Origin of the sequence: Nonomuraea sp. NPDC050404 (genome assembly GCF_040655495.1) — a bacterium.
Taxonomy (GTDB): Bacteria; Actinomycetota; Actinomycetes; order Streptosporangiales; family Streptosporangiaceae; genus Nonomuraea.
This window is the reverse complement of the sequence record NZ_JBFAKB010000031.1, coordinates 110,909-122,827: the sequence shown is the minus strand read 5'-3', so window position 1 is coordinate 122,827 and position 11,919 is coordinate 110,909. Positions and strand designations below refer to the sequence as shown.

Annotated in this window: 7 protein-coding genes; 6 read left to right on the top strand and 1 reads right to left on the bottom strand. The window is 74.2% G+C overall.

The annotated features are described in order from the left end of the window. Positions 1 to 2: 2 nt before the first annotated feature. The 6 genes from AB0I81_RS52315 (at position 3) to AB0I81_RS52290 (ending at position 8,780) form a co-directional block, all read left to right on the top strand. Positions 3 to 1,991, top strand: a complete 1,989-nt coding sequence (locus tag AB0I81_RS52315; RefSeq protein WP_360675317.1) for a TOMM precursor leader peptide-binding protein — start codon at positions 3 to 5, stop codon at positions 1,989 to 1,991. A gap of 42 nt (positions 1,992 to 2,033) precedes the next feature. Continuing rightward, positions 2,034 to 3,710 (top strand): SagB family peptide dehydrogenase, encoded by a 1,677-nt coding sequence (locus AB0I81_RS52310; protein WP_360675314.1) that lies wholly within the window; start codon positions 2,034 to 2,036, stop codon positions 3,708 to 3,710. Further along, positions 3,700 to 3,879, top strand: a complete 180-nt coding sequence (locus AB0I81_RS52305) for a hypothetical protein (RefSeq protein WP_360675311.1) — start codon at positions 3,700 to 3,702, stop codon at positions 3,877 to 3,879. Before AB0I81_RS52310 ends, AB0I81_RS52305 begins: the two co-directional genes overlap by 11 nt. A gap of 118 nt (positions 3,880 to 3,997) precedes the next feature. Continuing rightward, positions 3,998 to 6,598, top strand: a complete 2,601-nt coding sequence (locus AB0I81_RS52300) for a lantibiotic dehydratase (RefSeq protein ID WP_360675309.1) — start codon at positions 3,998 to 4,000, stop codon at positions 6,596 to 6,598. Then, entirely contained in the window at positions 6,595 to 7,656 is a 1,062-nt protein-coding gene (locus tag AB0I81_RS52295; RefSeq protein WP_360675306.1) for a lantibiotic dehydratase C-terminal domain-containing protein, read from the top strand. The genes AB0I81_RS52300 and AB0I81_RS52295 overlap by 4 nt, the downstream gene beginning before the upstream one ends. After that, positions 7,653 to 8,780, top strand: a complete 1,128-nt coding sequence (locus tag AB0I81_RS52290) for a thiopeptide maturation pyridine synthase (RefSeq protein ID WP_360675304.1) — start codon at positions 7,653 to 7,655, stop codon at positions 8,778 to 8,780. Before AB0I81_RS52295 ends, AB0I81_RS52290 begins: the two co-directional genes overlap by 4 nt. A 36-nt stretch (positions 8,781 to 8,816) precedes the next feature. Here the strand turns inward: AB0I81_RS52290 and AB0I81_RS52285 are convergent, their stop codons facing one another. Next, positions 8,817 to 11,918 (bottom strand): family 78 glycoside hydrolase catalytic domain, encoded by a 3,102-nt coding sequence (locus AB0I81_RS52285; RefSeq protein ID WP_360675301.1) that lies wholly within the window; start codon positions 11,916 to 11,918, stop codon positions 8,817 to 8,819. Position 11,919 lies beyond the last annotated feature (1 nt).

Here is an 11,919-nt window from a genome sequence, read left to right as displayed (position 1 = left end):
CGATGAGTGAAACCACGACGGCTGAGGCCACGACGGCTGAGGCCACGGCGGCTGAAACCACGGCGGCTGAGGGCACGGTGACGGTCCTGGGTGAGGGGCGTTTGCACGCGGCCATCCGGCAGGCCCTCGCCGCCGCACCAAGCGGCGGCGGCGCGATCGTGGTCGTCAGCGACGCCGACGACATGCGGCCGTACCGGGCGGTGGCCCGGCAGGCGGCCGAGAGGAACGTGCCGTCGCTGCCGGTACGCGTAGAGGCCGGCTGGGCGCTGATCGGCCCGTCCGTCCGGCCGTCCAGGCCCGGCTGCCCGACCTGCGTGGCACGCAGGCGCGCGGGCAACCGGCAGGACGCGGTGGCGCGCGACGCGTTGCGCGCACGATGGGCGGCGGACCTCGACACCCGGCCCACCGCCCTGCTCACCCCGCTACTCACCCGTACGATCGCCGCGCTGGTGGCCGACGAGGTGCGGCGGCTGAGGCACGACCCCGGCTCCGCGCGTACCGAAGGCACGCTGTTGAAGGTGCACCTGCCGACCGCCACGGTGCGCCGGCACGCGTTCCTGCCCGACCCGCTCTGCCCCGACTGCGGCGCGCGCCCGGACGACAACCCGCGATCCGGCCGGTACGTCCCGCGCCCGGCGCCCAAACCGGACCCCGCGACGTTCCGGGTCGGCGGGATCAGCGGCCGGGGACCGGAGCTGGAGGAGCGGTTCGTCGACGCGGAGACCGGCATCGTGCAGGCGCTGCTCGCCCAGGAACGCGGCGGCGGCCCGATGGCGATCGCCCGGCTCAGCCCGGCCCGCACCGAGCACGAGAGCCACCACGGCTACGGCCGCGGCGACGACTTCGCCTCCGCGCGGGCCACCGCGGTCGCCGAGGCCCTGGAGCGCATCGCCGGCATCCACCCGCGCGGCCGCCGGACCGTCGTGCGCGCCGCGTACGCCGACCTCGCCGACCACGCCCTGGACCCGCGCACCCTGGGCCTCTACCCCGACGACTGGTACGACCAGCCCGGCTTCCTGTTCACCCGCTTCCGCCCCGAGCGGCCCACGACCTGGGTGTGGGCGTACTCGTTCGGCAGGGACGCGCCGATCCTGGTGCCGGAGAGCTACGCCTTCTTCGGCCCCCGCCCCGCGAACGACCTCGGCTTCGTCTACGAGTGCTCCAACGGCTGTGCCCTGGGCGGCCATCCGGCCGAGGCGATCCTGTACGGCCTGCTGGAGGTGGCAGAACGGGACGCGGCCCTGGCCACCTGGTACGCCCGCCTGCCCCTGCCGCGCGTAGACCTGGGCTCGGCGGCCGACCGCCGCATCCCGATGCTCGCCCAGCGAGTACGGGACCGGCTCGGCTACGACGTGCACGCCTACGTGGCGCTGCTGGAACAGCGCGTCCCGGTGTTCTGGGTGATGGCCGTGGACGCGCTGGGCCGGCCGGACCGGCCGCGCGCGCTGTGCGGATCCGCCTCGCACCTGGACCCCGAACGTGCCCTCCGCCGGGCCCTGGAGGACCTGGGCCCGATGCTGGCCGGCCACGTCGAACGCTACGATCCCGAGTCGTCGGCGCGGCTGGCGGCCGACTCCGACCGGGTGCGGCTGCTGGAGCACCATCCCCTGACCTACGGCCACCCTGACGCGTTCGACCGGCTGGGCTTCCTGCCGCCGGACGGCCCCGCGCTGTCCCTGGCCGAGGTGACGGCCCGGGTGGGCTGGCCCGAGCACGACGACCTCTGCGCGGACGTGGCCGAACTGGCGGGACGCTACCTGGCCTCCGGGCTCGACGTGATCGCCGTGGACATCACCTCGCCCGAGGCGCGGGCGTGCGGCATGTCCGCCGCCAAGGTCTTCGTGCCCGGGTCGATGTCCATGACGTTCGGCCACCGCTACCGCCGCGTCCACGGCCTGCCGCGGTTGCTGAGCCTGCCACGGCTGCTCGGTCATCGGGACCGTGACCTGCGGCCCGAGGAGCTGAACCCGTACCCGCACCCGTTCCCCTGACCGGCCCCCGGAGCACGACGAAGGAAGCGAGGCAGACCCCGAGTGCATCAGACCACGGAGACCGGCGCGGCCACCGGCCGCTACCTGGCCGCCATGCGGAACCGGGGCCCGTTGTCCATCGACTGGGCCGCCGCGCCGACCCGGCACAAGCGCTACCCGGGCGCCGGACGCGTACCACTGCCGTGGACCGCCACCGCGGACGGTCCCGCGCCCGGGCCGCTCGGGGAGCTGCTGCGGGACCTGCTCGGCGTGACCAGGCTCGTGTGGTCCCACCACCTCGGCGACGGCGGCGAGCCCCTGGGCCGCCCGCCCATGCTGCTCACCGGCCGGCCCGCGCCGTCGGGCGGCGGCCTGTACCCGATCGAGGCGTACGTGGCCGCCGGCGCGCCGCTCCTGCCCGCGGCCCTGTACCACTACGACCCCGTGCACCACGTCCTGGAGAACGTCCGCGCCGGCGACCACGTCCCGGCCCTGACCGGCCTGCTCGCGGACGGTCCCGCCGCGGCGGACGTGGTGATCGTCCTGACCGCGGTCTTCTGGCGGTCGATGTTCAAGTACGGCGACTTCGGCTACCGCCTGATCTGCCAGGAGACCGGCGTACTGATCGCCCAGGCGCTGACCGTCGGCGGGCGGCTCGGAGCGGCGGCCCGGGCGCACCTCCGCTTCCCCGACGCCGAGGTCGACCGGCTGCTCGCCATCGACGGCGCCCGGGAGGCCACATTGGCCGTGCTCACCCTCACCCTCCCGCCCGGCGGCGCGCCACCCCCGTCCGGCCCCGGCGAGCGGCCGGCCCCGCCCCTGGCCGGGGAGCTGACGGCGCGGCCCGCGGCGGAGGAGAGCCGCCCACGACCCCGGGCCATGCCCGACGGGCTCGCCGCCGCCCTGCACCGGGCCGCCGCATCCCCCTTTCCCGGCTCGTCCGCGCCTCCGGAGGGCGGCCTCCAGGAGCTTGACCGGGCATGGAACGCGGCCGCACCAGAGGAGTTGCGCCCCCGGGCGAGCCGCACCCTCCCGGCTCCCGATCCCGCCACCGGCCCCCCGCCCGCCGCAGGGGTGGCGCGCCGCACGTCCCCGGCGGCCGGTTACCGCCCGGTGCCGCTCGAAGGCGGGGCACTCGGCGCGATCCTCGCGGCGGCCGGCGGCGGCTACCCGGCCGACCTGCCCGGCACCGCCACGGGACCCGCCGCGACCGCGCTCTGCCTGCTGTCCCTGCGGGTGGACGGACTGCCCCGTGGCGCCTACTGGTACGACCCGGCGGGCCACCTGCTCCACGAGCTGACCGGCGAAACCGGGGTGGAGACCGTGGCCACGGGCAAGCTGCTGGCCAACACGCGGGTGGCGCTGCGCGGGGCCGCCGCCGTGCTGGTGCCCGTGGGCGATCCGGTCGCGGGCGCGCGCCTGTTCGGCGACCGCTGGTACCGCATGCAGCAGATGGAGGCGGGCCTGGTCGCCCAGCGGGCCGCGCTGAGCGCCGCCGCGCTGGGCCTGGCCGCGCGCATCCACTCCGACGGCGCGAACGAGACCACCGACGAGGTGCTCGGCCTGGCGGGCGGCCCGCTGCGGAGCCTGTCCTTCCTGGCCCTGGGCACCCCACCGACCGGCGGGCCGCTCCTGGCCCGCCCCATCCCGCACCTGGTGAACGAGGAGGTGATGCCCACCCCCGTAGCAGGCACCGACAACGTTCGACCCATCACAGAAGGAGACACACATGTCCAGTGAGAACCTCAAACTCGACCTGCGCGGCCTGGACGTCGACACCATCGACGTCGTGTCGGCCGACTCCATCGCGGTGGAGGGCCACGGCACCATCGAGACCGGCGCCTCTTCCTCCCCGGGCTACTGCTCCTCGTACCTGACGGCGATGAGCTGCTGGGCCCCGGAGCTGTAGTACCGGCGTCGGCCCTCCGGTGAGCCGCGCGCGGTCACCGGGATGACGAGCAAGGCCGAGGGCGCCCGTGCCGTGGGCGCCCTCGGCCCCTGACGAACCCTTCGAGGAGCGCGTTTCATTGACCGAGGTAGCGCACGCCGTCCCCGTCACGGGGGACGGCGCCCCTGCGAGGCTCGCTGATCCCGATTATGCACTGTCGCCCGTTCTGGCAGTCCGCGTCGCCGGGCTGCCGGTGGCCGGGCTCGACCGGATGCGCTGCACCCGTACGTGGCGGCTGGTGGACGAGCTGGTGGACCTCTCGGCCCGGCTGCGGCGCGAGGGCGCGGAGTTGTCCGGCCCGCTGTACGCGCTGATCGGCGAGGCGGCGGCGGGCCCGCTCAAGCCGGAACTGGTGGCGCTGCGGCGCGCGGTGTTCGCGGGACGCCGCCCGAGCGGCCGGGCCCTGTCCGCCGAGGTGCTGGCGGCCCTGCCGGCGGACCTGGCCGCCCGGATCGGCGCGTGGCTCGCCCTGCGGGACCGCGCGGAGGCGTTGCGCGCGGGACTGCCCGCCGTGCTGGTGGAGGAGGCGCGGGAGAAGACGGCGTTGCTGCGCGAGGCGGTGTCCGACGCGGGCTTCCGCCACGGTCTCGCCCAGGGCAGCCCCGTGCTGGCCGGCCGCCTCGAAGCCTGGCTCGCCGGTCCCGCCGACCGTCCGCCGGAGCGGCAGGAGCTGCTGCGGCTGGCCCGCTACCTGGCCAGGGCGAGCGTCAAGACGAGCCCGTACGCCACGTTCACGCTCAGCGGCCTGGGCCGGTGGGAGGCCGGCGGGCCCGCGGTGCGGACCGGCGGCGAACCGTCCTGGCAGGTGCGGGTCGAGCTGGACCGCGCGGTCCTGCGCCCGCTGTGGACGGTGCTCACCCGGCACCGGCGGGTACGCGATCGGGCCCGCCTGCGCGTCAACCCGTCCGCCGCCGACGACGGCGACCGGATCTGGTTCCTCACCGCCGGGCACGGTGAACCGCTGTCCGGCGTGCCCGCGAGCGCCGAGGTGCGGCAGGCCCTCGACTGGGTACGCGGGCGGGACAACGCCACCCTCTCCGCGGCTCCCGGGATCGAGCCGCTGGCCGACGCGGGCCTGCTGGAGTTCGTCCCGCCCTACGATGAGCAGGGCCCCGACCCTGTGGGAGAGCTGGCGTCGTGGCTGGCCGAAGACGGCCCCGCACCGTACGCGCGGGCCATCGCCCGCGCCGCCGGGGCACTCCGGGACAACGGAACCGATCCCGGCGGCGCCGCGAAGACGGCCGAAGTCGTCCGGGCGGCGCTGCGGGAGGTGCTGCCACCCGGGCCGTCCCTGCCCGACAAGAACCTGCTCTGGCACAGCGCCGTCATCCCCGGCGTCGCCGGCCGGCTGGGCACGACGGCCTGGCGCGGGGTGTGCGACGACCTGGACGCGCTGCGCGGGCTGCTCGGCCTGTTCGACCCCGACCTGCCCGTCAAGATCGCCGCCACCGCGTACTTCCTGGACCGGCACGGCCCGGACGCCCGGATCCCCGCGCTCGACCTCTACCGCGCGATCCACACCGAGGCGCCGGGCGAGGGCGGCAGGCTGCTGCGCGGCATGTTGCGCGACCCGGTCGCGGGCACCCGCGCGATGCCGGACGCCGAACCCCCGCCCGGCCTGACCCGGCTCACCGAACTGCGGCGCGGCTTCTGGGAGCGAGCCGGCGCGGGACCCGACGCCGGGGAACCGGTGGTGGACCTCACCGCCGCCCGCCTGGCCGCCCTGGCCGGGGACTGGCCGCGCTTCGTCCGGCCGCCGGGCTCGATCTGCTGTTACCTGCAGGCCGTGCCGGGGCCCGGCGGCGTGCGCGCGGTCGTCAACTCGGTCTCCGCCGGGTACGGGCGCGGCCTGTCGCGGCTGCACCGGCTGGTCACCCTGGCCGGCGGCGAGGCGCCTCCCGCGACCGGCCTGCGGGCCGCGCAGGGCGAGGTCATGGTGGCCGAGTGCCGCGGGCTCGTCGGCGGCGGACTCAACGTCCGCCCGGCCACGGCCGACCTCGCCCTCGACCACCCCTTCACCGCCCCCGACGCACACCTCCCGAGCGCCGCGCCGGCGGACCTCACGGTCGGCTACGACCCTGGAAACGACCGGCTGACCCTGTACGACGGCGCGGGCCGCCCGGTCAGGCCGGTCCACCTGGGCATGACGGCCCAGTACTGGTTGCCGCCGTGGTTGCAGTTCCTCGTGCGGGCGTTCGGCGAACCGTCCACGGCGATGGTGCCCGGCTGGGTGTTCCGCACCCGGCGCGAACTGCCGGACGGGGACACGGTGGAGCGCTGGCCGCGGCTCGACCTCGGGCGGGTGACGCTCGCGCGGGCCGTGTGGCGGCTGCGGGCCGGCGCCTTCCCTGCTCCGGCCAAGGGCGAGCACCAGGCCGCCTACCTGCCCAGGCTGGGGGAGTGGCTGGCCTCGCACGGGGTGCCCCGCCGGTTCTTCGCCCGGGTGGTTGACCTGCGGCACGGTCTGCTGGCCGGGCTGCTGAGCAAGGACCGCAAGCCCATGTACGTGGACGTCACCGACCTGCTGCTGCTGACCGGTTTCGTACGCAGGCTGCGCGACCCCGGCGCGCTGCTGGTGCTCGAAGAGGCCCTGCCCGATCCCGGGCAGGCGCCCCGGTACGGCGCGGGCGGCCGGGTCACCGAGTACATCGTGCAACTCTCCGGAAAGCCGCGCCGATGACGACCCCGCAACCCGGCACCGGCCTCGCGGCCGATGCGGCCGAGGCCAGAAGCAGCTGGGCGGGCACCGGCACCAGGGCCGGCGACGGTCGGTGGGTTGGTGCGCATCTGTTCCATTTCGGGGACCTCGATCCACTGATCACCGGCGTGGTCGGCCCGGTGACGCGGGAACTGGCGGCGGACGGCACGGCTCGCCGCGCCTTCTTCCTGCGCTACTGGGAGGGTGGCCAGCACGTGCGGCTGAGGCTGGAGGTCCCGGACCCGGCACGGCTGCCCCACGTCCGGAACCTGATCCGCGAACGCGCGGCGGCCCACTTCGCCGCGCACCCCTCACCCCCGATCGACCCCGCCTCCTACCGCACCTTCGCCGCCGCCATGGCCGCGGGCGAGCGGCGCACGTCCTACGACGAACGCCTGCACCCCGCCGGCTCGGTGGCGTTCATCGACTACCGGCCCGAGAACGAGGCATACGGCGACGCCGCCTGCGTGTCCGCCGCGGAACGGCACTTCGCGGTGTCGAGCCGCCTCGCCCTGGACGTACTGGCCGCCGGGACGGAGATGGGCCGGCGCGCGGCGATCGGCCTGGCCGCGCTGACCATTGCGACCGCCATCTGCGAGCCCGACCTCCCCACCGCCGCCCACCGCCTGACCACGGCCGCCCGCAAAGCGACCACGGCCGGGCCCGTTCCCGGTGGGATGGAGGCGGACTGGCGGCGGCGCGAGGGCGCTCTGCTCGCCCAGACGCGCAGGCTGTGGGACGCGCCGGAGTCCGGCGGCGGTCTGCTGGCCGAGTGGGCGTCCTCCGTGCGAGCCCTGCGCGACGACCTCGACGCGCTGCACGCCGCGGGCCGATGCGAGCCCCTGGACGCGGGCTCACCACACGCGTCCTTCGCCCAGGTCGCACCGCCGGAGCGGCGCACGGTGCCGCTGATCCTGATGCGCTGCGTCCACCTGTTCCACAACCGGCTGGGCCTGCGCGCCGGCACCGAGTACCACATGTCGTTCCTGGCAGGCCGCGCCATCGCCGGCCTCGCCGACCTCCGGAGGTGGTCCCCTTGACCGAAACCCCCACCTGGCACAGCGTGCACGTCTACTACCACGCCCCGGACAAGGACGGCCTGCTGCTGGACGCCGTGCGGCCCCTGCTCGACGGGCTGCGCGGCGAGGTCGAGGCGGCGTACGTGCTGCGTCACTGGCGGCAGGGCCCGCACCTGCGGATCAACATCAAGACCGCACCCGCCGCCTGGAAGCGGGCCGTGCGCCCGCGCGTGAGCGAGGCAATCGGCGCCTACCTGCGCGAACACCCCTCGACGGCCGTGCTCGACCCGGCCGCGAGCCTGGCCAGGCACCGCCTGCTCGCCATGCGTGAGCAGGAGCGGGGCCCGCTCACACCGTGGCCGCCGGACAACTCCATCGGCGACGCGCCGTACGACTCGCGCCGGCACGTCCTGGGCAGCGACGAGGAGGCGGACCTGCTCAGCGCGTTCTACACCGACGCGACCCCGCTGCTGTTCGGCATGCTGGAGCACGTGCGCGCGGGCCGCGACAGCAAGATCGGGCTGGCCCTGGGCCTCATGCTGACCGTCGCGCACACCTCGCAGCGCATCGACCGCAGCTACCTGTCGTTCCGGATGCACGCGGAGGGCTACCTCAACTGGGCGGCCGACCCGGAACACGCCCGCGCGTCCTTCGAGCGCGACTTCACGGAACGGCGGACGGCCCTGACGGCGCGCGTCCGTGACGTCGTCGCCTGCCTCGATGACGATGACAACAACGCCACCCCGCCCGTGCCGTTCGTACGGGAGTGGGCGGCGCTGCTGGAACAGTACCGGCGGCAGGTGGCAACGTTGATGGACGACGGAAGGCTGCTCGCGCCCGCGTTCGAGCCGGGCGAGGGCCTTCGCCCGGGCTCCGGTGGCCCGCCCGCGCCCCGGCGCGAGCCCAGCGAACTGCAACGCCTGGTCTTCGACAACCCCGCCTACCACGAGGTGATCTTCGCCAGTCCCGCCTTCCGGCGCTACCGGATCCTGCTCAACTACACCTACCTGCACCTGACCCGGCTCGGCCTGACCCCGCTCGACCGGTTCAGAACCTGCCACCTGCTGGCCGACGCCGTGGAGGACGTCTACGGCCTGTCGGGACTGGACGCCATGCGCCGCTTCACCGACTCCAGGACGCACTGACGAACAGCGCGCGGTAAGTGAACCGGCATCATGGCCTCAGTCGCTCGTGGTCACGAACGTGTGGGTGCCCGAGGCGGCCGCGTACACGGCGTGGCCGCCGTCCATCCGCAGGAACGTGGCCCGGCCTTGCACCGTGACCAGGCGCCGTTCCTTGGCCGGCACCCAGACCTCGGCCGTGGTGTTCGGCGGCACGTCCACCATCAGCCTGAACCGGCCCTCCGTCCTGGTCCATTCCGAGCGGGCCGTGCCCTGCGGCGTCTCATAGCGGCCCTTGACGGAGGTGAGGTTGCCGACCGGTTTGGGCCGGATGACGAGCTTGCGGTAGGCGATCGTGTCCGGGGCCGGGCGGATGCCGGCCAGGCCGGTGTGGAACCACTCCTCGATCTGGGCGAGGATCATGTGGTTCTTGGAGTCGCCGCGGTTCCAGCGTTCGCCGATGGTGGTCATGCCGCCGGGGTTGGCGGGGGTGGGGGCCATGAAGTAGCCGTAGCTGGGCTGGGCGTCGCTTTGCAGCAGTTCCCACAGGACGTCGTCGCGGCCGCCGTCGGCCAGGGCTCGTACGGTGGGGGCCATGCCGATGGTGCCGCCGCTGAAGTGCGGGCCTTCGCCGTTGGGGTGGTAGGCGTAGACCAGTTCGACGAGGGCGTCGAGGACGGCCTGGCGTTCGCTGTCGGGGACGAGTCCGGCGTCGAGGGCGAGGGCCTGGGCGGTCTGGGTCGCGCTGGCGGTGCCGTCGGTGTAGCGGCGGAGCTGTGGGTTGTAGAAGTGGGTGTTGAAGGCGGTCTTGATGTCGGTGGCGAGTGCCCGGTAGCGGGTGGCGTCGTCGGTGTGGCCGGTGAGTTCGGCCATCTTCGCCAGTTTGGTGATCATGGTGTAGTAGCCCCAGGTGCCGGTGATCCGGCCGGAGGTCTGGTCGGCGGCCACCCAGTCGGCGAGGGCGGCGTCCACGATGTGCGCGTCGGCTTTCTCCCGCTGGATGTAGTCGGCGAAATCGACCATCTGGTCGTAGTGGCGGGCCATCGTCGAGGTGTCGCCGTACAGTTCGTACAACATGGCCGGGACCAGGATGATGGCGTTGCCCCAGTTGATCTCGTCACCGAAGCGCCCGCTGTAGCCCCAGTCGTAGACGGGGGTCTTCAGCGCCACGTTGCCGCGCATCGGGGTGTCGGCGATCGACTGACCTTCGACGAGGTGCCGCATCGTGGTTCTGAGGTAGGCGGCGAGGTCGTGGTTGCGGTGGATGGCGCCCATCGGCATCGTGTAGTCGGCCGGGTAGGAGAGCTTCTCGCGGCCTGGGCAGTCGGTGAACACCGACATGATGTTGGAGGCGAAGGAGTAGCGGGCCATCTTGTGGATCCGGTTGATCCGGGCGTTGGAGGTGGTCACCTGCCCCGAAACGGGGGTGTCGGCCTGCAGCCGGATGCCCGTGATCAGGTTCTTGTCGGGGGTGTAGCCCTCCGGTAGGCCGGTGACCTGGATCCACTGCATGCCGAAGTAGGTGAAGTCGGGGTGCCAGGTCTCGCCGTCGCGCAGGCCGGCGGTGGTGTAGGTGTTGAACAGGTCGCGGCCCCGGCTGCCGCCGCCGCCCATCAGGGACGCCTGGTCCACGGTGCCGTCGGCGGCCAGCGACTCGGCGGGTGACATCCGGATGACGGTGCCGGCCGGCACGGCGTCCTTGAGGTGCAGCTCCGGCCATCCGACGATGTTCTGCCCGAGGTCGAACACCCAGGTGCCGGGCGCCGGGTTCGTCATCGACACCGGCCTGAAGGTCTCGACCGCCTTGACCGGCTCGGCCGTGCGGGCGACCAGTCGGGTGGCGAGGTTCGGCGGGGGTGAGAGGCCGGCGGAGGTCCAGTCCATGGCCGAGCCGTCGCGCCGCCTGGCGGTGGGGGAGAGGTCGGCGCCGGGGCGGTCCCAGCCCGGTTGTTCGCGGCGGGCGTCGTGGTCGGCGCCCGAGTACCAGGCGTCGGTGACCAGCGGGCCGAGCGCGGTGCGCCAGCTCCGGTCGGAGACGATGACGTCGGAGGAGCCGCCCGCGTAGGTGATCTCCAGGCGGGCGATCATGCGGGGCGTCACCGCCGCGCCGGCACTCGGGTCGCTCGCGGCGATGTTGTTGCCGGAGCCGGTTACCGTCGCGCCCGCCGGGTGCGGTTTGTCCAGCGCCGGGGTGAAGGTGATGCCGGACGCGCCGATCGCGGTGATCGTACGGGATTCGAGCGCGTCGCCGCCGTCGCCGGTGTCGACGTTGATCGTGCCGCCGACGTGGTAGCCGGTGACACCGCTCAGTGCCACGGTGGTGGCGCCGGTGGCGGTGGCGGCGGTGAGGGTGCCGCTGCCCTTGAGCTGGCTCTGCCACCAGGAGTAGGGCGCGGTACGGCCGACGGCCGGGTTGGTGACGCTGCGCCGCACGTAGGCGGGCCCGTTGCCGAGCCGGACCCCGAGCGTGTTGGCGCCGGCGCGCAGGTCGCCGGTGACGTCGTAGGTGCGGTACTCGCTGGAGAGCTGGTAGTTGGAGTTGCCGGGGGCGAGCACCTCGTCGCCGAGCTCGCGGCCGTTCAGGGTCGGCAGGTGCAGGCCGACGCCGGACAGGTAGAGCCGGGCACCGGCCACGCGCCTGCGCCGGTCGAGGTCGAACGCGCGGGCGAAGATCGGCATGGGCTGCGTCTCGGTGCGGCCGGGGTACTCGATCCACCGCGCCGCTCCCCAGTCGTCCTGCCGCAGCAGGCCCATCTCCCACAAGGACGGCCTGCTCCAATCCGAGGGCCGCCTGCCCGCGTCCCAGACGCGCACTTGCCAGCTGACCTGCTGCCGCGAACCCAGGGCCCGGCCGCCGTAGCGGACACCGGACTGCACGCCCGAGCTCACCTTCCCCGAGTCCCAGATCAGCCGCCCGCGCCGCAGGTCGCCCTCGTTCGCGGCCACCTGGATCTGGTACGCGGTCTGCGCGTCGGCAGGGCAGGTCGCCCGCGCGCACTGGCCGACCGGCGTCATGCGCCAGCCAAGCACGGGGGCGGGGCTGTCGATGCCGAGGGGCTGATCCCGCCTGCCGTCCACGCGCAGGTCGACGACCTCGACGTACGACTGCCCGCCGGCGGCCGGCTGAGCGTTGAGCGGCTGGATGAGGAGGAACGCTGCCAAC